The organism is Pseudomonas sp. YuFO20, from assembly GCF_035064975.1.
Lineage (GTDB): Bacteria > Pseudomonadota > Gammaproteobacteria > Pseudomonadales > Pseudomonadaceae > Aquipseudomonas > Aquipseudomonas putida_AE.
The window spans coordinates 18,920-39,377 of sequence record NZ_JAXDEO010000037.1 but is presented as its reverse complement, the minus strand read 5'-3'; the positions used below and the strand labels follow the sequence as shown (position 1 = coordinate 39,377).

Sequence of the window (20,458 nt, the reverse complement as noted above, 5' to 3'; positions counted from 1 at the left end):
GTCAACGGGGCCACTTTTTTGAACGGCTCGATTACTCGCCGTAGACGTCAAACTTGAAGTACTTGTCCTGCACCTGCTTGTACTTGCCGTTGGCGCGGATTTCGGTAATGGCTTTGTTGAATTGCTCGGCCAGGGCGGTATCGCCCTTGCGCACGGCAATCCCGGCACCACCGCCGAAGTATTTCGGATCGTTGTATTCAGGCCCCACGAACGCGAAACCCTTACCGGCGTCGGTCTTGAGGAAACCGTCGTCCAGGTTGACCGAGTCGGCCAGCAGCGCGTCAACGCGACCGGACACCATGTCCAGGTTGGCTTCCTGCTGGGAGCCGTAGCGCACCAGGACAATCCCCGCCGGTTGCAGCACTTCGGTGGCAAAACGGTCATGGGTGCTGGCGCGCAGTACACCGACTTTCTTACCCTTGAGTTCGGTCAACGGGTCCTTGACGTCGGAACCTTCCTTCATCACGAAACGTGCCGGGGTGTGGTAGTACTTGATGGTGAAATCAACGTTCTTCTTGCGATCGTCGGTGATGGTCATGGACGACAGGATGGCGTCGATCTTCTTGACCTTCAGTGCCGGAATCAGGCCGTCGAACTCTTGCTCGACCCAGGTACACTTGACCTGCATCTGCTCGCACAGGGCGTCACCGATGTCCACGTCAAAACCGGTGAGCTTGCCGTCAGGGGTTTTCATCGAGAATGGCGGGTAACCGGCTTCGATACCGATGCGGATCGGCTTGGCATCCGCGGCCACGGCGGTCAGGGACAACATCGACAGTGCCAGGGCACCGAACATCACTAGCTTCTTCATTTATAACTCCTGTGTGCGGAGACTTTTATTGGCAGCTTTCGGTCGTTGGCTTGTGGCCGGGGGACCGAAGTGGCCGGCAGTCTAGAGCGGCTATCACAGGGTAAATTATTTCGAGGCGACAAATAGTTATAGAAAGTGGCCGGCAAGCGGCAGACATGCCGGCGAAGGCGGACTTGAACATTGCGTTGGACTTTCGGGCCTCATCGCCAGCAAGCCGGCTCCTACGGGATTTGTGGGCTTATGTTGAATCTGTGGCGTTACGCGAATCTGTAGGAGCCGGCTTGCTGGCGATGCGATGGTGGCCGTTTCGCCGCCAGCGCTGCGATGCGCCGACCCGACAGGCCAGCGTTTACAGGGGGGTCAGCAGGCGCAGCCAATAGCGGCATTCGCCGCACTCAACTCGAACCCTTCATCCAGCCACCCGGTCACGCCGCCAATCATTTCCTTCACCGGGTAACCCAGCGCCGCCAGCTTCACCGCCGCCTTGTTCGCGCCATTACAGTGGGGACCTGCGCAATAGACCACAAACAGACTGGTTTTCGGGTAACCGCGCAAGCCCTCGGCAGTCAGCAGTCGCCCCGGAATGTTGATCGCACCCGGCACATGCCCCCGATCAAAGGCCAACGGCCCCCGCACATCCACCAGAATGAAATCGACTTCCCCAGCCTGTTGGCTGGCGTAAACATCGGAACAATCGGTTTCGAATGTCAGGCGGTTGCTGAAATGCATCAAGGCAATGGCCGAAGGGGCGGCGGGAATTTCGCGAACGAGGCTGGTCATGGGCAAGGCTCCGGGATGTCGGTGGGTGTGAACAGACTTTATCTGCCCACCATCAACGGCTAAAGTGGCGCACAAGACACTCACCGGGAACTTTCCGCCAAATGCATTTTTCTCCAGGACTGGTCGCGATCCTCGCCTACGATGGCCTGTGTACCTTCGAATTCGGCATCGCCGTGGAGATCTTTGGCCTGGCCCGGCCGGAGTTCGACTTCCCTTGGTACAGCCATCAGATCGCGGCCGTCGATCAAGGCCCGATGCGCGCCATGGGTGGCATCCAGGTACTGGCCGATGGCGGCCTGGAACTGCTGCAAGAGGCGCGGACCATCATCATTCCCGGCTGGCGCGATCGCCAGGCTGCAGTACCCGAGGAGCTGCTGACCGCCCTGCGCCAGGCCCATGCCCGGGGCGCGCGGTTGCTGTCGATCTGCTCGGGGGTGTTCGTGCTGGCCGCCACCGGTTTGCTCGACGGTCGCGGCGCCACCACGCACTGGCGCTACACAACGGAACTGGCCGAACGCTTCCCGAACATCCTGGTGGACCCGGACGTGCTCTATGTCGATTCGGGCCAATTGATCACCTCGGCCGGCAGCGCAGCCGGCATCGACGCCTGCCTGCATCTGGTGGCGCGGGACTTCGGCACCCAAGTCGCCAACTCGGTGGCGCGGCGCCTGGTGATGTCACCGCAACGCACCGGGGGCCAGGCGCAGTTCATTCCGACGCCGGTCAGCCCGACGCCACGCAGTGATCTTTCGCGTGTCATGCAGTGGGCTCGGGAGCGATTGCACGAACCGCTGGAGGTTCGCGACCTGGCCAGCGAAGCCGCCATGAGCGAGCGCACCTTCCTGCGCCGTTTCACCGAAGCCAGCGGCCAGTCGCCCAAGACCTGGTTGCAACATGAACGCCTGGGCCGCGCCCGGGAATTGCTGGAAAGCACCGACCAGCACACCGAGCAGATCGCCCATCACTGCGGTTATCGGTCGGTGGAAAGCTTCCGCGTGGCCTTTCGCAACGTGGTCGGCGTGCCGCCGTCGGTGTACCGGGAACGGTTTGGGCGCACCCGTGCTTCAGGGCTTGCGCAATAGATAAGTGTCCATGATCCAGCCATTGGCCTGCCGGGCCGCCTTGCGCACCCGCTCGATCTGCTGCGCCACCTCCCCGAGCTTGCCGCTGATGAGGATTTCATCCGGCGTGCCCAGATAGGCGCCCCAGTAGATCTGCGTCTGCTGGTCCGCCACATGCTGGTAGGCATCCTGGGCATCGAGCATCACCACCAGGGTGTCGGCATCGCTCACCTGCCCCGCTGCCAAGCGCCGGCCGGTGGTGATCTCGACCGAACGGCCGATCTGATTGAGGGGCACCTTGTGCTGCGCGGCCAGGGCCTGGACGCTGGTGATGCCGGGGATCACCTCGAACTCGAAAGTACAGGTGCCTGAAGCCAGGATCGCCTGCAGGATACGAATGGTGCTGTCGTACAGCGCCGGGTCGCCCCACACCAGGAAACCGCCGCACTGGTCATCCGCCAGCTCCTCATTGATCAGGCGCTCGAAGGTCTGCTGCTTGGCCAGGTTCAACTCATCGACGCTGGTCTTGTAGTCCACCTCGCCACGCTCGCGCTCCGGGCTCCGGGCCTCGACAAAGCGGTAGTGCGGATCGGTGATGTGGCGCTCGCATAGCTCGCGGCGCAGGTCGATCAACTTGTCCTTGTCCTGGCCCTTGTCCATGAGGAAAAACACATCGACCCGATTCAGCGCCTTCACGGCCTGCAGGGTGATGTAGTCGGGGTTGCCGGCACCGATGCCGATGACCAATAGTGTTTTCATCAGGACATGCCCTCGTTATCGCTGCACGGCAGCCGCAGCCGCCAGCAACCATGAAACTGCAGATCTATCGTCGACAGCGGCTCGACATCGATCAGGTTGAAGGCCGCCCCCTGCAGCACATGCATCAACGCGGCACGCAGGATGAATGGATGGGTCACGGCAAGCACATGGCCGGGCAACGCTTCCAGGGTTTTCAACCAGGCGGCGACGCGCTCGCCGACTTGCACCACCGACTCGCCGCCGTGGGGCGCTGAGCGCGGGTCGGCGAGCCAGTCCTTTAGTGATTCGGCCTGGTTTTTCTGCAGGTCGTTGATGCGTTTACCGCGCCAATCGCCGAAGTCACAATCGCGCAGGTCTGCGACGACTTCCACTGGTTTGCCGAACAGCTCGGCAGTCTGTCGGGTGCGCAACTCCGGCCCGCACAACAAGCGCGAGGCCTCCTTGAAGCGTGCCCCTCGGGAACCCCGCGCCGCTTGCCAATCCATCTCCAGGGGTTCGTCCACGGGAAAGCGTGCCTGTTTCTGTGCAAGGGTTCGAGCGTGGCAGATCAGGGTCAATCGGGTCGCCTGCACGAAAAAAATCACTCTGTTGGATAGAAAGGAAAATCGGCACCTGGCCGTAAGTCATTGCCCAATTGTGCCGTAAGAAAGTTCGTCAGGGGTTGTCATTTCAACGATTCGAACACGCTTCAAGGGCGACGCCCTACACGATTCTTCAACATCCCCTTCATCCGCCGCTGACAGCTATTTCCCGCCTGTTCGACCTTGGAAAAGTCCCGTCAAAATTAACTAGACATGTAGTGCGCTCTATACAAATACTGTTTTCAACGGATTAACGAAACACCTCATCCAGCAGGAGCCGGGATGCCCTCATGCGAAGGCCGGTCGCCGAGCTCTTTGATACAGGAGTGCACCCATGCTGGTCTTGCGCACCGTGCAACCCACCGACCTGCCCCAATTGCAGCGCTTGGCCCGCGAAAGCCTGGTGGGCGTCACGTCCTTGCCCGATGACAGCGCCCGATTGCGTGACAGGATTGTCGACGCCTGCACATCGCTGGATCAAAACGCCGAGTGTCCCGGCCCGCAAAATTACTTTTTTGTCCTGGAAAACCAGGCGGACGGGCGCCTGGTGGGCTGCTCGGAAATCGTCGCCACGGCCGGTTTCAGCGAACCCTTCTACAGCCTGCGCAACCGCCCTTTCACCAGCGCCTCGCGCGAGCTGAACATCGAGCACGGCGTGCCTGCCCTGTCGCTGTGCCACGACCTCAACGGCCACACCTTGCTGCGCGGCTTCCATATCGATTCGGCGCTGGTGCGCACGCCCCACTCCGAACTGTTGTCGCGGGCACGCCTGCTGTTCATTGCGGCCCATGCACAACGCTTTGCCGACGCGGTGATCAGCGAAATCGTCGGCTTCAGCAGCGATGACGGCCAGTCACCCTTCTGGGATGCCGTGGGCAAGCACTTCTTCGACCTGCCCTACGTCGAGGCCGAGCGGCTCTGCGGCCTGGAAAGCCGGTCGTTCCTCGCCCATCTGATGCCGCAATACCCGATCTACGTGCCGATGCTGCCCCAGGCCGCGCAAGACTGCATCGGGCGCATCCACCCCGATGGCCAGGAAGCCTTCGATATCCTTGAACGCGAAGGGTTCGAGACCACCAGCTACGTCGACCTGTTCGATGGCGGCCCGACCCTGCAGGCACGCACCGGCGACATTCGCTCGATTGCGCAGAGCCAGACCGCGCTGGTCTCGCCCGTTTCATCCATCGATGCCCGCGGCCGGTATCTGGTCAGCAACGATGCGCTTGGGCACTATCGCGCCATCGTCGCCGATCTCGACTACCGCGCCGGTCAACCCGTGGGGCTGGACTGCGAGATGTGCCAGGCGCTGCAGGTGACTGAAGGCAGCAACGTCCGGCTGATCGCGCTGTGAGTAACAAACGCCAGGATTCCCGTCGACAACACCCGAACGGGCTTGCACAAGGCACGCCCGCATGATCCTGCGCCCGGTCCAGGTGACCGACCTGCCCGCCCTGCTGGCGCTGAGCCGCCTGGCCGGTCGCGACTTGACGCCCCTGGTCAATGAAGAGCGCCTGACCCACCGCTTGCGCTGGGTCCAAAGAACCTTCGCCGAGCAGGTCGAACGCGCCGACGCCGATTACCTGTTTGTCCTTGAAGACGACGACCAGCAGGTGCTCGGCGTCAGCGCCATGACCGGCGCGGTTGGCCTGCGCGAGCCTTGGTACAACTATCGGCTCGGGCTGACGGTCAGTTCTTCACCCGCGTTGGGTATTTCGCGGCAAATCCCGACCCTGTTCCTCAATAATGAAATGACCGGTCAATCGGTACTTTGCTCGCTGTTCCTGCGCCCCAACCAGCGCCGGGGCAGCAACGGCCGCCTACTCACGCTGGGACGCCTGTTGCTGGCGGCGGAGTTCCCGCACCTGTTCGGCGAGAAAATGATCGCCGAGCTGCGCGGAAGTGCCGACGAAAAAGGTTGTTCACCGTTCTGGGACAGTGTGGGCCGGCACTTTTTCAAGATGGATTTCAGTCATGCCGAGCATTTGTCGGGGCTGGGCAACAAATCGTTCATCGCCGAGCTGATGCCACGGCAACCGCTCTACACCTGCCTGCTCACCGAACGGGCCCAAGCCGTGATCGGCAAGCCGCATCACGATGCCGAGCCGGCACTGAGAATCCTCACGGCCGAAGGATTCTCCCACCAGGGCTTCATCGACATCTTCGACGCGGGCCCGGTCATCGAAGCGCCGGTTTCGGCCATTCGCACCGTGCGCGACAGCCGACTCCTGGCATTGGCGATCGGCCCCCCGGACGACCAGGCACCGACCTGGCTGATCCACAATCGTCGCCTGGAAAACTGTCGCATCACCGCCGCCCCGGCGCAATTGAGGGGCGACATCCTGCTGGTCGACCGCCTCACCGCCAAACGCCTGCAGCTGCAACCCGGCGACTCGGTGCGAGCAGTGGCGCTGCCCAACCGACAGCAGCAGGCCGTGGCGGCGTAAAGGCGCCCTGCCTCGCCACAAGATTGACGCCTGTGGCCGGAAAACCGCTAAATTCGTCATCATTCCTGACCTGCCCCCGTGATAGCCTTTCACATCTTCGGCGTTGACACTTTTGCTCAAGCCCTTCCATTTCCATTGGTGGAACTCATATGTCCAGGCTTTCTCATCAAGATTTGCGCCGCAATTTTCGTCAACTGTTCGCGTCCAACACCTGCTACCACACCGCGTCGGTCTTCGACCCGATGTCGGCACGCATCGCCGCAGACCTCGGGTTCGAGGTGGGGATCCTCGGTGGCTCGGTCGCGTCATTGCAGGTACTGGGCGCCCCGGATTTTGCCCTGATCACCCTCAGCGAGTTCGCCGAACAGGCCACCCGTATCGGCCGCGTCGCCCAATTGCCGGTGATCGCCGACGCCGACCACGGCTACGGCAACGCACTCAACGTCATGCGCACCATCGTCGAGCTGGAGCGGGCCGGCGTGGCCGCCCTGACCATCGAAGACACCCTGTTGCCAGCCCAATTTGGCCGCAAGTCCACGGACCTGATCACGGTCGCCGAAGGTGTCGGCAAGATTCGTGCGGCACTGGAAGCCCGGTGTGACCGGGAAATGGCCATCATCGCCCGCACCCACGCGGGCATTCTGCCGGTCCAGGAGATCATCAGCCGCACCAAGCAGTACCAGGCCGCCGGTGCGGATGGCATCTGCATGGTGGGGGTGAAGGATTTCGACCATCTGGAACAAATCGCCGAGCACCTGAGCGTGCCGCTGATGCTGGTGACCTACGGCAATCCATTGCTGCGTGACGACAAACGCCTGGCCGAACTGGGCGTGCGCGTCGTCATCGACGGCCACGGTGCCTACTTCGCCGCCATCAAGGCGACGTACGACAGCCTGCGCGAACAGCGTCAGATCTTTACCCAGGCATCGGACCTGAGCGCGACTGAACTGACGCATACCTACACCCAGCCGGAGGAATACATCCGTTGGGCGGAAGAGTTCATGCACGTCAAAGAGTAATCGCACCCAAAAAACCTGTAGGAGCTGGCTTGCCAGCGATGACGCCAGCACAGCCAACACCTGCGTCGCCTGACTCACCGCCTTCGCTGGCAAGCCAGCTCCTACAAGGGATCACCGCCAGACACAAATCCCGGCAACACCCAAAAAACCTGTAGGAGCTGGCTTGCCAGCGATGACGCCAGCACAGCCAACACCTTCGTCGCCTGACTCACCGCCTTCGCTGGCAAGCCAGCTCCTACAAGGGATCACCGCCAGGCACAAATCCCGGCAACACCCAAAAAACCTGTAGGAGCTGGCTTGCCAGCGAGACGCCAGCACAGCCAACACCTCCGTCGCCTGACTCACCGCCTTCGCTGGCAAGCCAGCTCCTACAAGGGATCACCGCCAGGCACAAATCCCGGCAGCACCCAAAAAACCTGTAGGAGCTGGCTTGCCAGCGATGACGCCAGCACAGCCAACACCTCCGTCGCCTGACTCACCGTCTTCGCTGGCAAGCCAGCACAACAACTGTCGCGAAGACGCCTATTTGCTGGCCAACTCCATAATCATCCGCGACAGCAAATAGATCCGTGGCGCGACGCTGTCGATTTCGGCGTATTCCTCTGGCGTATGAATATTGCCGCCGACAATTCCGAAGCCATCCAGCGTCGGCGTGCCGACGCTGGCCGAGAGACTGGCATCAGCCGCGCCTCCGCTGCCCTCCTCCGTCAACTTGCGGCCGATTTCACCGTAGATGCCTTGGGCCATGGCCATCAGTCGATCGGATTCGGCGGTTTGTGGCATCGGTGGCAATCCACGCTTTAGCGTCGTGGTGACCTCGGTATCGGCAATCAGCTTGTCCTGGGAAACCCGTGCCAGATCTTTCTCGATCCGGTCGAATTCCTCCGGCACTGCTGCGCGCACGTCCGCCGCGGCCGTTGCCTGATCAGGAATCACGTTCTTGCGGTCGCCGGCATTGAGCACGGTGAAGTTGATGGTGGTTTTCTTCGCTTCATCGCCCAGTTTGCCCAGCTGCAGGATCTGGTGCGCCACTTCCATGGCCGCGTTGCGCCCCAGTTCCGGCGCAACACCGGCATGAGAGGCCTTGCCTTTGACTTCGACCAACGCCGTGGCACTGCCTTTGCGCCACACCACAAGACCGTCCGCCGGGCGACCGGGTTCGAGGTTGAGGGTTACGTCGTGGGCCTTGGCCGTTTTCTTGATCAGATCAGTGGCGATGTCCGAGCCGGTTTCTTCGCTGGCGTCGAGCAGGAATGTGATCTGCGCATAGTCCTTGAAATCGATATTTTTCAGCACTTTCAGCGCATAGATGCCGGCTACGATGCCGCCCTTGTCATCCATCACGCCCGGCCCGTAGGCGCGACCGTCCTTGATATGAAACGGACGTTCGGCAGCGGAGCCTTGCTTGAACACGGTGTCCATGTGCGCCATCAGCAGGATTTTCGCCTTGCCGGTACCTTTGAGGGTCGCGATGACATGGCTGCTTTTGTCCGGGGTATTGGGTACTCGCTCAATGGTCGCGCCGAGCTTTTTCAACTCTTCGATGGCGATGTCGCCGACCTGGGTCAAGCCGGGTTCGTAGCCGGAACCGGAGTCGATATTCACCAACCGTTCCAGCAGCTTCAAGGCTTCCCCCTTGTATTGCTCGGCGTGGGCCAGGACTTGTGCATGAGGCTCGGCGAATACGCCGGGGGCGAAGGTACCGAGGGCCAGGGCCAGGCTGGCGGCCAGCAGCGAACGAGACAGTTTGAGCGTCATGATCGGGTCCTTGATGCGTGTCGGGACAGGAACCCTACCTGACCAGGCGCCACAGCTCCATCCCGAAAGGAACACACATGAGCCTGGGTATCGATACTGAATGCTACGGCCCCTTCGCGAGCAGGCTCCCACAGAGATTGCGGTGTCGGTCAGACCGAGTCGAGCAATTCGTGCTGAGGTCGGTCATTGCTGCAGCAGATAACCCGATTTCGCCCCGTGGTCTTGGCCTCGTACAGCGCCTGGTCAGCGTCGTTGAGCCACAGGGTCGCGTCGCTGTGGCGGGTATTGAAGGCCGCCAGGCCGATGCTCAGGCTGACTTTCAGGGCCGGGTTCTGCTCGTAGCCCAGGGTTGCGAAGCGGTCACGCAGGGCGTCCATGGCCGCGGCAGCGCTGTTCAGGGGCAGGTCGGGAAGGATCACGCAGAACTCGTCGCCGCCATAACGCCCGGCCACATCGGTAGCCCGCAGGTTCTGCTTGAGCATCTTGCTCAGCTGGCGCAGCACGAGGTCACCGGCCACGTGGCCGTAGGTGTCATTGATGCTCTTGAAGTGGTCGATGTCGATCAGCGCGATAGCGCCGCCCTGATGCTGACGTTGGCAGCGCTGGAACTCGATTTCCAGCTGATCCTTCCAGGCGCCGTGATTGAGCAGGCCGGTCAGGCTGTCGGTGCGGCTCAGGGCCAGCAGTTCACGCTTTTGCTGGCCGAGGGTATGCGCCTGGCGAAAGCAGATCAGGCCCAGCGCCAGCGGGTAAAAACACATCAGGGGCAAGCAGGCGTAGAGCTGCAGCTGGGATGTTTCAGGGATGAACAGCGGCGTGAAGATCAACCAGCCGACACCAATCCCGAGCACCTGCGCGACCGTGCCCGCCAGCAGAAAACGCAGTCCGCCGATGGCCACGTTGTTCATCGCCATCATGGAAATGGTCGTTGCACTGGGCAGCGGATTGAACTGCATCGCGGCGACCCAGAAGCCGCCCATGAACGCGTCGACCAGCAGGTTGCGGTGTTCGGCGTGGTAGGGCCTCTCGCGCCGACGCGCCCATTGATAGGCCAGGTGCGGCCAGAGCAGGCCGTTGAATAACATGAGCCCCCATACCCAGGTTGCCGGGTTCAGCGGGTACATCGCCACAGCCACGCATATCAGCCCCAATACCAGGCCGAGGACGCGCGATGTGTAGAGCCTCCTGGCCAGTGAAAGTCCTTTTCCTCCCTTCTTTCCCATTGGGACCTCTGCACCACAGAACGAAACCTGTTCACACCGGGATAGCAGGTGTGCCCGAAGTCTAACAGGGCAACGTCAAATAGCCATCACCGGCTGGCGGGGCGAACTCCCCTCTCCTGCAAATTCGTTACGCCTGCAGAAACGGCTATACATGAAGATAAGGATTGATTCACGACGCTGAACAGGAGGCCCATGCAGACCTTTCAAGTACTGATCATCGGCAGCGGTTTTGGCGGCCAGTGCGCGGCGGTCAATTTGCTCAAGGCCGGCATCACCGACTTTCGCCTACTGGAACGAAGGGATTTCTTCGGCGGCACCTGGTGCCAGAACACCTACCCGGGCGCCGCGGTCGACGTGCCCTCGCCGCTCTATTCGCTGTCGTTCGCTCCTTACCGCTGGACGCAGATGTTCGCCGAACAGGCTGAACTGCACCGCTACACCCGCTACGTGATGGAGCACTTCGACCTGCGGGACCGGGTGGAACTGCAAGCCAATGTCGAGCGCGTCGAATGGGACGACGTGCATAAACAATGGGCGGTGCACAGCGCCAAGGGCACCTTTCATGCGCAATTCCTGATCAATGCCACCGGGCCCCTGAGCCAACCGGTGGTCCCGCACTTCGAAGGCCGGGAACGCTTTCAGGGCAAGAGCTTTCACACCAACAACTGGGATCATTCCTACGATTACCGGCAAAAGCGCGTGGCCATCGTCGGCAGTGGCGCCAGTGCGGCCCAGGTGATACCGGCGATAGCCCCGCACGTCTCGCACCTGCATGTGTTCCAGCGCACGCCGCATTGGGTGCTGCCACGGGCCGACCGCACCTTCGGCCGCTTCCAGCGCTGGCTGCTCGGATTCAAACCGGCCTACAAGCTGCTGCGCTGGCTGATCTACTGGCAATTTGAAACCCGGGTAATTGCCTTCAAATACTCGAAACCGGCCATCCGCGTGGTGCAACATCAGGCCCTGCGCTTCCTCAAGCGCCAGGTGCCGGATGCCGAACTGCGGCGAAAACTGACTCCGGACTACACCATTGGCTGTAAGCGGGTGATTCTGTCGAGTACGCTTTATCCTGCGCTGGGCCGCCCTAACGTGACATTGCACAGCCGCGAACAGGGCATCAAAGCCATCGATGAAAGCGGCATCGTCATGCAGGACGGCCAGCACATCGACCTGGACCTGATCGTGTGGTCCACCGGTTACGATGCCACCGACGGGGTGATTTCCTACCCCGTCAGCGGAAAAAACGGCGTCCGTCTCAGAGACGTCTGGGCGCAGTACCCCAGAGCCTACCTCGGCACCAGCCTGCCGGCCTTTCCCAACCTGTTTATCGTCACCGGCCCGAACACCGGTATCGGCCACACATCGGCGCTGTTCATCATCGAATCGCAGATGAATTACATCCTCGATTGCATTCGCACGTTAAAAGCACGCGGTTTGCGCAGCATAGAAGTACGCCCCGAGGCAGAACGTACCTACACTGAAATGATCCATAGAGAAATGCAGCGCACGGTGTGGAAGTCCGGAGGCTGCCACAGTTGGTATCAAAGCAAGAGCGGTCATGTGATTGCCATGTTTCCAGGGTTCAGTTTCAGCTTTCACCGTTTGACCCGAACCCTGAAACCGGCCGATCACATCGTGTCCTGATCAGATAGAAGGAAGGCGCCTGATGCTTTTACTGGTTGTCGCTATCGCGGTGTTCGCCGCCTGGAGCTGGCTGAGCTACCCGGCCATCGGGTACTGGCTGTATGACTTGAGCGTGGCCGTCGAGGCCAAGTTGTACAAACTGCACAAGATCGTCGTGCCCATCCCCGAGATGACTGTCTCGACCTGGCAAGGCGGGCCGTATGAGGCGTCCAGCAATGTGTTGATGCTGCACGGCTTCAGTGCCGACAAGAACCTGTGGCTGCGTTTTGCCCGGCACTTTGTCGGCAACTACCGGGTGATCATTCCCGACATCGCCGGGCATGGCGAAACCGGCTTCAAGGCCGGTGGCGGCTATGACATCCCGCTGCAGGCCAAGCGGATGATCCAGTTGCTCGACGTCTGCGGGGTCGACAAGGTGCATGTCATCGGCAACTCGATGGGCGGCTACATCGCCGCCTGGCTGGCGGCCAATTATCCGGAACGCATTGCCTCGCTCGCCCTGTTCGACCCTGCCGGTGTGACCTCGCCGGAACCCAGTGACCTGGAGCGGCATCTGGCGAAGGGCCACAACCCGTTCCTGATTCACTCGCGGGAAGAGTTCAAGTATTTCTATGGCATGACCATGGCCGAACCACCGTGGGTGCCGCGCGTGGTACTCGACGCCATCGCCCATCGCTATCAACAGTCGCGCGACGAACTGGAAGAAATCTTTCGCGATTTTCGCGCCAGCCCGCCCATGGAACCGAAACTGCCGGCGATCAAGGCGCCAGCGCTGTTGCTGTGGGGGCGCAAGGATCGCTTGATCGATGTCAGCAGCGTGGCCATCTGGAGCAAAGGTCTGGCGGATCTGCGGGTGGAAATATGGGAAGGCATCGGGCACATGCCGATGGTCGAAGCGCCTGCCGGTTCGGCCCACCTGTATCGGGAGTTTTTGGCATCGCTGCGCTCGGAAAGCCCGCAGGATCAACGACTGCACTGACCTGGCAGTCCTTTGCAGAATGAAGTTCGTCAGAAACTTCGTTTGCCGGCGTCGCTGAAGGCTGCGATCTTTTCTCACATCCTTCACGTCCACGCGCCAGGAATTGTATTCATGAGCCACCCGAGCTTCGTCAGCCCCGACCTGATCCGCCAACGCTTTTCCAAAGCGATGTCCGACATGTACCGCGAAGAAGTGCCGCTGTACGGCGCGCTGATGGAACTGGTGGAACAGACCAACCGCCACGTGCTGGACAACGACCCGCAAGTGGCCCGACAGCTGAACAGCACCGGGGAAATCGAGCGCCTCGACCTTGAGCGCCACGGGGCTATCCGGGTCGGTACCGCCGCTGAGCTGGCCACCCTCGCTCGCCTGTTCGCGGTCATGGGCATGCAGCCGGTGGGTTATTACGACCTGACCCCGGCCGGGGTGCCGGTGCACTCCACCGCTTTCCGTGCGGTGCATGAGGCGTCGCTGCAGGTCAGCCCGTTCCGGGTGTTCACCTCGCTGTTGCGCCTGGAGCTGATCGAAGACCTCGAACTGCGGGCCTTTGCCCAGTCGGTGCTGGACAAGCGTTCGATCTTCACCCCCACTGCCCTCGCCCTCATCGACCGCGCCGATACCCAGGGAGGCCTGACCGAAAAAGAGGCCGACGAGTTCGTCGAACAGGCCCTGGAAACCTTCCGCTGGCACCACAGCGCCACTGTCACCGCCGGGCAATACCAGCAACTCAGCGCCCAGCATCGGCTGATTGCCGATGTGGTGGCGTTCAAGGGACCGCACATCAATCACCTGACGCCGCGCACCCTGGACATCGACATCGTGCAGGCGCAAATGCCGGCGCACGGCATCACCCCCAAAGCGGTGATCGAAGGTCCGCCCCGCCGTCAGTGCCCTATCCTGCTGCGCCAGACCAGTTTCAAGGCACTGGACGAGCCGATCGCGTTCACCGATCAATCCGACACGCGCGGCAGCCACAGCGCCCGGTTCGGGGAAATCGAACAACGCGGCGCGGCCCTGACACCCAAGGGCCGGGCGCTGTACGACCGTTTGCTCAATGCCGCCCGGGACGAACTCAAGGACTTCCCCAACGAAGCCAACGCCACCCGCTACAACGAATTGATGGCCCAGCACTTCAGCGAATTTCCTGACACCCATGAGGGCATGCGCCAACAGGAACTGGCGTTCTTTCGCTACTTTGTGACGGAAAAAGGGCTGGCTGCGGCTGACCTGAAAACCTTGAGCCTCGAAGACCTGGTCAGCGGCGGGTATCTGCGAGTTGAGCCGTTGGTGTACGAGGACTTCCTGCCGGTCAGTGCGGCGGGGATTTTCCAGTCAAACCTGGGGGATGCCGCGCAAAGCCACTATGGCGAGCACTCCAACCAGCAGGCGTTCGAAAAAGCCCTGGGGCGTTCGACCATTGACGAACTGCAGTTGTACGCACAAACCCAACAGCGCTCGATCGAGCAGTGTCTTGCCACATTGGTTAATTGAACAACACCCCCCTGTAGGAGCCGGCTTGCCGGCGAATGCGTCCGCGAGACTTACGCAATGTTCGAAGACGCCTTCGCCGGCAAGCCGGCTCCTACAAAGTGATCATTTCAATTTTGCCAACAGCGCTTCAGCCGTGGCCTGTGAAGACGCCGGATTCTGCCCCGTCAGCAGCAGCCCATCGGTTCGCACGTAGCTCGCCCAATCAGGCCCCTTGGAAAAAATCCCGCCCTTGGCCTGGAGCTCGTCCTCCACCAGGAACGGCACGACCTTGGTCAGTTGCACCGCTTCTTCTTCGCTGTTGGTGAACCCCGTCACCTGCTTGCCCTTGACCAATGGCTGGCCGTCGGCGCCCTTGGCATGACGCAGCACACCCGGCGCATGGCAAACGGCGGCGACCGGTTTGCCGGCGTTGTAGAAGGCTTCGATAAGCGCAATCGAATGACGGTCTTCAGCCAGGTCCCAGAGCGGTCCATGGCCACCTGGATAGAAGATCGCATCAAAGTCTCCGTCCTTCACCGTACCCAGCACGACGGTCGAAGCCAATGCGGATTGCGCCGCAGGGTCCTGGCGAAAGCGTTCGGTGGCCTCGGTTTGCGCGTCCGGCTCGTCGCTCTTGGGGTCCAGCGGTGGCTGGCCGCCCTTGGGCGAGGCCAGGGTCAGTTGTGCGCCGGCATCCTTGAAGGCGTAATAGGGTGCAGCGAATTCTTCCAGCCAGAAGCCGGTTTTCTTGCCGGTGTTACCCAATTGATCGTGGGACGTTAAAACCATCAGGATTTTCATGTCGTCGTCACTCCATCTCGGGGCTGCAGGCAAACAGATAACTATCAGTTACAAGTTTAAACCCGGGGGGAATATTGCAGAGCACAACAACTGCGCCTTTCATTCGCTTGAAAATGCAGTCGTCTGTCGAGAAAAGAGTTCGCCCAGTGCTATGGCCTCGGCAATCCATGCACTGGTAAAGAACCCTGACACTGGGCGAACGGGGTGTATTTTAATAGATGTTTATGGATATGTCCGTGCCTGAAACATGAAATTTAATGATACGAACTTTTATAGTATTTCACCTGAAATACAATTCGGAACCAACAACTTAAACCCACCAGTTCGACCAAAGTAGTTGATTGTTCCTATACAAAAGTTGTACAGGAACAATCAATGGATAGAACACTCAACTTTTGGCTTTGGTGGTCACTTGCAGAACGTCGGTGTATGTCACGAAGACACTTTGCCCCACTTTCAGGTCCTTGAGCTTGGCTTGAACTTTCGGATCTTCGACCGTGATGGTCTTGGTCTGCCCCTGCGGGTTTTTGAAGGACACCTGGTTTTTCTTCAGGTCGATGTCGGTGATTTGCAGTTGGACTTGCACTTGGCGATAAGCTTCGCCGCCAGGGACGTTCCCGGGAGCGTTGCGGGCTTCACCGGCTCGCTCCGAGCTGCCCGGCAAGCCTTTGTCGACGTCGGTATCGAGGTAGGCCGCGACTGAGCGGGTGACCTTGATGTCGACCTGGTCGCCGGCCTTGAGGTTGTCGAGGTTTTTCGCCTTGTCGGTCAGTTGCACATGGACCTGACGACCTTCCGGCCCTTCAAGCACCACTTGATGTTTGGCGGCTTCGACCGAAACGACTTTGGTGCTGATCTGATCAGCTTCCACAACGGCGGACAACGGAATGTCTTCTGCAACAGCGCTAAAGCTGGCGGCAGACAGCAAGGTGGCGAGGGTGATGGCTTTGGTCAGTGCGTTGAGTTTCATAGGCAGAACATTCCCTGTGATGGAGGATGACAAACGGCGTTGAAGCGAAGGTTCAACGCCGTTTGAGGGATGAGCATAGACGCTGATCAGGGATTCTTCGCAGTTTCTTGCGCGGTGGATTCGCCGCTGGTCGTCCCTTTGCCGCTTTCCTTGCGCCGGGTCGGATCGGTGGGGCGCAGGGCGTCATTGTCGCGCTCGGTTTCTCCGGGTGGCCGTGGCTCGTCGGGGTTTTCGCTATCAGGGGTGGGTTTCATGGGGTGCTCCTCAGGCTTCGGGATCGTCGAGCTCCCGGGCAACGTTGATCGCCGGGGAGTCTTTGTGGGAGTGCTCCGCCCGGGCTTTGAGCGCCTGCCATTGTTCGAGATCGATGGCGCCCTGCCCCAACAGATCGTCGGCCAGACGCTGCAAATCCATGTAATAGGAGTCGGGGGACTGTTGCCAGTACGCCTCGTCTTCGAACAGGCGCTGCCACGCGTCAAGGTCGGGCGGTGTGAGGTCTTCGCGCATGGCGGACTCCAGCAGAGGCATTCGTACGGTAGAGGGGTGGACGCCGCGTGGAGTTCCGGTTGATTGGGAGAAGACGAAAGATGTAGGAGCTGCCGCAGGCTGCGATCTTTTGATTCTAATAACCGGTCATTTCCAGATACCCCTGCCCGCCATGGCTGCCGCTCAAACGCACCGGCCCTTCCCAGTAGGGAATACGCAAATCCATCCAGGCATTGGGATTCAGCGCACTGATGACGATGTCGAGGTGTTTGCCGGGGATCTGGATCGACCAGCGCACGGGCATCGAACGCCCGGCCACCTGGGCGGTGTCCTGCGGAGTGAGGCGGATCTCGTCGGCATTGAGCATTTCGGTCTGGCCCCGAGCGTCGATCCAGGTGCCGGTCAGGTACGGTTCGCCGTGCTTTTGCCGCATGCGATAGAGCATCACCTGCTCGCCGCTGTCCAGGTGCAGGGAAAACCAGTCCCAACCGCTTTGGTCGGCGGTCAGGGGCTGGCTGCTCCATTCCCGGTCGAGCCATGCGGGGCCGCTGACCTGAAAGCGCTGGCCGTCGATCTCGAGGGTGCCGCTGGCCTGGAAAAACGGCTGGCTGTAGTAATAGGACGCCTGGCCCTGTTCGGATTTCTGACTGAAACCCTTGTCGCCCTGGAGCACCAGCGGTCGGTTCGCGGTCAGCCGCAGTTGATAGCTGAATGCCTTGTCGCGGGCGCTGAGTTGCAGATCCGCCAGGGGATCGGCGCCCGTTGCCTGACTGCTGAAGCGCCAGTCGTCGATCCACGCGTTGAACGGCGTCAGGCTCACCCCGGCCTGTCCAACGCCGCCACGGGCATAACGCTCGGCGGCGTGATGCACCGAGGCCGAGGTCACCGCCGCGTGGCCCAGCCATAACGTCTGGTTGCTCCAACCGGACGCCTCGGGCGTGGCTTTCAAGGCACTGCGAAACAGCGTCCACTGCGCGCCGAACTCGCGGCCCTGCTCATCCTTGAGGTTGGCGGTGACGTACCACCATTCGATGCGAAAACCGTCGTGCGGGCCATGATCCGCCGGGAAGCTGAACACCCGACCGGGCACGACGGGCGTAAACGCGGCCGCTTGATTGCCGAGGCCGGCGAAGCCCTTTTCATCTGGCGCCGGCTGATCGCAACCGGCGAGCAGCGCTGCGGCCAGGCAGAGCCCGAGCTTAATCCTCATGGGCAAAGGTCCTCAGCAGGTCCGCCGGTTGCGTGCGATACAGCGAATACAGCGGCCACGCCGACGCCAGCAAGGTCGCCAGCAACGCCAGCGCCATCAACTGCAGCAATTGCAGGGGAAACACCTGCAGCGGCAGGCGCCAACCGAAGGCCTGGACGTTGATCACCGCGTCCAGGCACCAGGCCAGCGCGATGCCCAAGGGCAACGCAAGCACCAGGGTCAGCAGCGCCAGCAGCCAGGTTTGCCCCAGGTTGAGCAGCATCAGTTGCCGACGCGTCACGCCCAGCGCCCACAGCGGCGCCAGTTGCCCGAGACGGCTCTGGCTTTGCGTCAGCAGGCTGATGAACAGCGCCACGCCGGCCACGCAAAGGGTCAGGCTATTGAGCGCGGCGGTGGCGGCGAAGGTGCGCTCGAACACTTGCGTCGACCAGCCCTTGAGCCGGGCCTGATCGACGATGCGACTGTCCTCCAGAGCGAAGCGCGCCTGCAGCGCGGTCACGAACGGCGTTATCAATGCCGGCTCGATGCGCAGGTTGAAGCGGTTCGGCGTCAGTTGCGGCCAGCCGCGCAACAAGTGATCGACGTTGACCAGCAGGTGGCCCTTGGGATTGCCGTAGTCGGCGTAGATGCCGACGATGCGCGGCGACCAGGGACCGTTGGGCGTGGCGATCGTCAGGTGATCGCCGAGCTTGACCTTCAAGCGCCGCGCCAGTTGCTCGCTGAGCATCAGCGTATCGTCCGCTGCCAGGCGATCCCAGGGCTTGTCGTCCAGGGCTTCAAGCAACGGCCAGTGCTGGCGATAGGTCGGGTGATCGATCACGCCAAAGACATCCGCCGGCCAGCCTTGCAGTTGAATCGAGACCTGCCAGTTGGGCAACACCGCCGTCGGCTGCGGTTGTTGCTTGAGCCAGTCGTACATCTCCCGAGCCTGGGCCGGGTTTTGGGGATTGAGGTAGAGCTCGGCGGTCAGCCGTTGTTCGAGCCAGTTGCTGAAGGTCTGGCGGAAACCGGCGGTCATGCTGCCGGCGCCGATGTTGGCCGCCAGGGCCAGTAATAGCGCCATCAGCGCCAGGCTCAAGGCCGGCAGTTGCTGCCGGCAATCGGCGACGAACCACTGGCCGAGCACCGAAGAACTGCGGTGGGTCAGCCCATTGAGCACGGCATTGAGGACCACCGGCAACGCCAGCGCGGCCCCCAGCAATAACGCGGCCATGAGCACAAAACCGCTGGCCAGGCTGTCTCCGCGCAGCAAGGCCAGCAACGCAATGGCCAAGGCCAGCGCCGCCACCCAGCCCTGACGACGCAACCAGCGCGCATGGGCCTGATGCCAGGCCTGCGGATCGGCCAGGGCAAGCAACGGCAAGCGCGCTGCACGCCACAGACTGTTGGCACCGGCGAGTGCCGCGCCGAACAGGCTCAGGCCGACGCCGCTGAGCCACCACAACGGGCTCAGGCTCAACTGCCCCGCCACTTCGGCGCCGTACAAGCCGCGCAGGCTGGCGGCGACATCCGGCAGCAGCACGCTGGCCAGCAGATAACCGCTGACGACCCCGGCCACACCGCCGATCAGGGCCAGGCCGCCCAGTTCGACGGTGAGGCAGGTTATCAGCATCCGCGCGCTGACCCCGCAGGCGCGCAGGGTCCGCAGCAAACCGCGACGCTGTTCCAGCGCCAGCCCTATCGCGGCATGCACGATAAACAGACCGACCACGAACGACAGGAACCCCAAGGCGTCAAGGTTCAGGTGAAAGCTCTCGGTGAGGCGCGCCAGATTGTTTTCTTCGCCGCTGCTCTTTAGCTGAAGTTGCCCCTTGAACGGATCGGGCAGCGTCGCGGTGAAATCCTTGGGCAACAGTAGACGCGACAACTGATCCGGCAAACCGAGAATCTGCTGGGCAAACCCGATGTCCACCAGCAACACCCCCGGCGCCATATCCGCTTGAGCGTGCAGCGGCGGCAGGGCCTGGCCGTTCAAGGCCAACGGCCGCTCCCCTTCCGTCAGCCCCAGACTCTGCAAGGTCTGCGGTGAAATCCAGGCGCTGCCCGGCGCCGTGAAAAACTCGACAACCTGCTCGATGGCCAATGCCCGCCCCGCCACCTCGGCCCCGGCCGGCAGCGAAACGGGCTCGATGCCCATCAGTTGCAGGCGCTGGTCCTCATGGCCCTTGAGCGTGACTCGCCCCTGCAACACCGGCGACACCGGCCAACCGGCGCGGCGCAGGTCGACAAACCACTGCTGCGGGAAAGTCCCGCCAGCGGGCGCACTCAGGCTGGCCTGGGGTTCGCCGCCGATCAGCTGACTGGCCCGGGCATAGCTGTCCCGCGCCTGGCTGTTCAACGCTTGCACCCCGGTGAGCAGGCTGGTGGCCAGCCACAGCCCGGTCAGCACGCTGAAAAACTGCACCGGGTGCTGTCGCCAATGACTGAGCAGCGCGCGCAGGGTTTCGCGAAAAATGCGCATC

19 protein-coding genes are annotated in these 20,458 nt (G+C 61.6%); 7 read left to right on the top strand and 12 right to left on the bottom strand.

Features of this window, described 5'->3' with window-relative positions:
* Positions 1-31: 31 nt before the first annotated feature.
* Together SOP85_RS20500 and SOP85_RS20495 are read right to left on the bottom strand one after the other, a co-directional pair.
* Complete coding sequence (locus tag SOP85_RS20500; protein ID WP_323628057.1) at positions 32-811, bottom strand: ABC transporter substrate-binding protein; 780 nt, start codon at positions 809-811, stop codon at positions 32-34.
* Positions 812-1,171: 360 nt separating this feature from the next.
* Positions 1,172-1,591 carry a rhodanese-like domain-containing protein gene (locus SOP85_RS20495; RefSeq protein ID WP_274076892.1) on the bottom strand — a complete coding sequence of 140 codons (420 nt, stop codon included), beginning with the start codon at positions 1,589-1,591 and terminating at the stop codon, positions 1,172-1,174.
* 101 nt (positions 1,592-1,692) lie between these two features.
* Here SOP85_RS20495 and ftrA point away from each other — a divergent pair, with 101 nt between their 5' ends.
* Complete coding sequence (gene ftrA, locus SOP85_RS20490; RefSeq protein ID WP_323628056.1) at positions 1,693-2,673, top strand: transcriptional regulator FtrA; 981 nt, start codon at positions 1,693-1,695, stop codon at positions 2,671-2,673.
* Here the strand turns inward: ftrA and cobF are convergent.
* A complete protein-coding gene (gene cobF / locus SOP85_RS20485; RefSeq protein WP_323628055.1) occupies positions 2,656-3,411 on the bottom strand; it encodes a precorrin-6A synthase (deacetylating) in 756 nt (251 codons plus the stop codon). The genes ftrA and cobF overlap by 18 nt on opposite strands.
* Entirely contained in the window at positions 3,411-3,983 is a 573-nt protein-coding gene (locus SOP85_RS20480; RefSeq protein ID WP_323607991.1) for a histidine phosphatase family protein, read from the bottom strand. Before SOP85_RS20480 ends, cobF begins: the two co-directional genes overlap by 1 nt.
* Before the next feature lie 343 nt (positions 3,984-4,326).
* Here SOP85_RS20480 and SOP85_RS20475 point away from each other — a divergent pair, with 343 nt between their 5' ends.
* From SOP85_RS20475 to SOP85_RS20465, 3 genes are all read left to right on the top strand, one after another.
* Complete coding sequence (locus SOP85_RS20475; protein ID WP_274076888.1) at positions 4,327-5,343, top strand: arginine N-succinyltransferase; 1,017 nt, start codon at positions 4,327-4,329, stop codon at positions 5,341-5,343.
* A 61-nt stretch (positions 5,344-5,404) separates the two neighbouring features.
* Complete coding sequence (gene astA / locus SOP85_RS20470; protein ID WP_323628054.1) at positions 5,405-6,436, top strand: arginine N-succinyltransferase; 1,032 nt, start codon at positions 5,405-5,407, stop codon at positions 6,434-6,436.
* A 149-nt stretch (positions 6,437-6,585) separates the two neighbouring features.
* A complete protein-coding gene (locus tag SOP85_RS20465; protein ID WP_274076886.1) occupies positions 6,586-7,455 on the top strand; it encodes an isocitrate lyase/PEP mutase family protein in 870 nt (289 codons plus the stop codon).
* A gap of 522 nt (positions 7,456-7,977) precedes the next feature.
* On the opposite strand, the gene SOP85_RS20460 is transcribed toward SOP85_RS20465, so the two are convergent.
* Both SOP85_RS20460 and SOP85_RS20455 read right to left on the bottom strand, forming a co-directional pair.
* Positions 7,978-9,213, bottom strand: coding sequence for a M20/M25/M40 family metallo-hydrolase (locus SOP85_RS20460; RefSeq protein ID WP_323609250.1), 1,236 nt, complete (start codon positions 9,211-9,213; stop codon positions 7,978-7,980).
* 149 nt (positions 9,214-9,362) lie between these two features.
* The gene (locus SOP85_RS20455) at positions 9,363-10,436 is read right to left on the bottom strand and encodes a diguanylate cyclase (protein WP_274076883.1); all 1,074 of its coding nucleotides are present in this window, start codon (positions 10,434-10,436) and stop codon (positions 9,363-9,365) included.
* A 192-nt stretch (positions 10,437-10,628) separates the two neighbouring features.
* Between SOP85_RS20455 and SOP85_RS20450 the strand changes: the two genes are divergently transcribed.
* The 3 genes from SOP85_RS20450 (at position 10,629) to hglS (ending at position 14,550) form a co-directional block, all read left to right on the top strand.
* On the top strand, positions 10,629-12,080 hold the full coding sequence (locus SOP85_RS20450; protein WP_323628053.1) for a flavin-containing monooxygenase: 1,452 nt from the start codon (positions 10,629-10,631) through the stop codon (positions 12,078-12,080).
* Positions 12,081-12,102: 22 nt separating this feature from the next.
* On the top strand, positions 12,103-13,059 hold the full coding sequence (locus SOP85_RS20445) for an alpha/beta fold hydrolase (RefSeq protein WP_274076880.1): 957 nt from the start codon (positions 12,103-12,105) through the stop codon (positions 13,057-13,059).
* A gap of 111 nt (positions 13,060-13,170) precedes the next feature.
* On the top strand, positions 13,171-14,550 hold the full coding sequence (gene hglS / locus SOP85_RS20440) for a 2-oxoadipate dioxygenase/decarboxylase HglS (RefSeq protein WP_323628052.1): 1,380 nt from the start codon (positions 13,171-13,173) through the stop codon (positions 14,548-14,550).
* A 102-nt stretch (positions 14,551-14,652) separates the two neighbouring features.
* Here the strand turns inward: hglS and SOP85_RS20435 are convergent, their stop codons facing one another.
* The 6 genes from SOP85_RS20435 to SOP85_RS20410 all read right to left on the bottom strand — a co-directional run bounded on the left by SOP85_RS20435 (position 14,653) and on the right by SOP85_RS20410 (position 20,457).
* Complete coding sequence (locus SOP85_RS20435) at positions 14,653-15,330, bottom strand: type 1 glutamine amidotransferase domain-containing protein (RefSeq protein WP_323628051.1); 678 nt, start codon at positions 15,328-15,330, stop codon at positions 14,653-14,655.
* Between the two features lie 388 nt (positions 15,331-15,718).
* The gene (locus SOP85_RS20430) at positions 15,719-16,300 is read right to left on the bottom strand and encodes a hypothetical protein (protein WP_323628050.1); all 582 of its coding nucleotides are present in this window, start codon (positions 16,298-16,300) and stop codon (positions 15,719-15,721) included.
* Between the two features lie 86 nt (positions 16,301-16,386).
* Positions 16,387-16,554, bottom strand: coding sequence for a hypothetical protein (locus SOP85_RS20425; RefSeq protein WP_274076876.1), 168 nt, complete (start codon positions 16,552-16,554; stop codon positions 16,387-16,389).
* 10 nt (positions 16,555-16,564) lie between these two features.
* Positions 16,565-16,807: a hypothetical protein gene (locus SOP85_RS20420; protein WP_323609245.1), complete on the bottom strand. Its 243-nt coding sequence runs from the start codon at positions 16,805-16,807 to the stop codon at positions 16,565-16,567.
* A gap of 115 nt (positions 16,808-16,922) precedes the next feature.
* On the bottom strand, positions 16,923-17,996 hold the full coding sequence (locus SOP85_RS20415; protein ID WP_323628049.1) for a lipocalin-like domain-containing protein: 1,074 nt from the start codon (positions 17,994-17,996) through the stop codon (positions 16,923-16,925).
* Positions 17,986-20,457, bottom strand: a complete 2,472-nt coding sequence (locus tag SOP85_RS20410; RefSeq protein WP_323628048.1) for an ABC transporter permease — start codon at positions 20,455-20,457, stop codon at positions 17,986-17,988. The genes SOP85_RS20415 and SOP85_RS20410 overlap by 11 nt, the downstream gene beginning before the upstream one ends.
* Position 20,458: the final 1 nt, after the last annotated feature.

What these genes read in the sequence shown, in the direction of transcription:
- SOP85_RS20500 (WP_323628057.1), bottom strand. Translation starts at nt 811, where the DNA reads ATGAAGAAGCTAGTGATGTTCGGTGCCCTGGCACTGTCGATGTTGTCC.
- SOP85_RS20495 (WP_274076892.1), bottom strand. Translation starts at nt 1,591, where the DNA reads ATGACCAGCCTCGTTCGCGAAATTCCCGCCGCCCCTTCGGCCATTGCC.
- ftrA (WP_323628056.1), top strand. Translation starts at nt 1,693, where the DNA reads ATGCATTTTTCTCCAGGACTGGTCGCGATCCTCGCCTACGATGGCCTG.
- cobF (WP_323628055.1), bottom strand. Translation starts at nt 3,411, where the DNA reads ATGAAAACACTATTGGTCATCGGCATCGGTGCCGGCAACCCCGACTAC.
- SOP85_RS20475 (WP_274076888.1), top strand. Translation starts at nt 4,327, where the DNA reads ATGCTGGTCTTGCGCACCGTGCAACCCACCGACCTGCCCCAATTGCAG.
- astA (WP_323628054.1), top strand. Translation starts at nt 5,405, where the DNA reads ATGATCCTGCGCCCGGTCCAGGTGACCGACCTGCCCGCCCTGCTGGCG.
- SOP85_RS20465 (WP_274076886.1), top strand. Translation starts at nt 6,586, where the DNA reads ATGTCCAGGCTTTCTCATCAAGATTTGCGCCGCAATTTTCGTCAACTG.
- SOP85_RS20460 (WP_323609250.1), bottom strand. Translation starts at nt 9,213, where the DNA reads ATGACGCTCAAACTGTCTCGTTCGCTGCTGGCCGCCAGCCTGGCCCTG.
- SOP85_RS20455 (WP_274076883.1), bottom strand. Translation starts at nt 10,436, where the DNA reads ATGGGAAAGAAGGGAGGAAAAGGACTTTCACTGGCCAGGAGGCTCTAC.
- SOP85_RS20450 (WP_323628053.1), top strand. Translation starts at nt 10,629, where the DNA reads ATGCAGACCTTTCAAGTACTGATCATCGGCAGCGGTTTTGGCGGCCAG.
- SOP85_RS20445 (WP_274076880.1), top strand. Translation starts at nt 12,103, where the DNA reads ATGCTTTTACTGGTTGTCGCTATCGCGGTGTTCGCCGCCTGGAGCTGG.
- hglS (WP_323628052.1), top strand. Translation starts at nt 13,171, where the DNA reads ATGAGCCACCCGAGCTTCGTCAGCCCCGACCTGATCCGCCAACGCTTT.
- SOP85_RS20435 (WP_323628051.1), bottom strand. Translation starts at nt 15,330, where the DNA reads ATGAAAATCCTGATGGTTTTAACGTCCCACGATCAATTGGGTAACACC.
- SOP85_RS20430 (WP_323628050.1), bottom strand. Translation starts at nt 16,300, where the DNA reads ATGAAACTCAACGCACTGACCAAAGCCATCACCCTCGCCACCTTGCTG.
- SOP85_RS20425 (WP_274076876.1), bottom strand. Translation starts at nt 16,554, where the DNA reads ATGAAACCCACCCCTGATAGCGAAAACCCCGACGAGCCACGGCCACCC.
- SOP85_RS20420 (WP_323609245.1), bottom strand. Translation starts at nt 16,807, where the DNA reads ATGCGCGAAGACCTCACACCGCCCGACCTTGACGCGTGGCAGCGCCTG.
- SOP85_RS20415 (WP_323628049.1), bottom strand. Translation starts at nt 17,996, where the DNA reads ATGAGGATTAAGCTCGGGCTCTGCCTGGCCGCAGCGCTGCTCGCCGGT.
- SOP85_RS20410 (WP_323628048.1), bottom strand. Translation starts at nt 20,457, where the DNA reads ATGCGCATTTTTCGCGAAACCCTGCGCGCGCTGCTCAGTCATTGGCGA.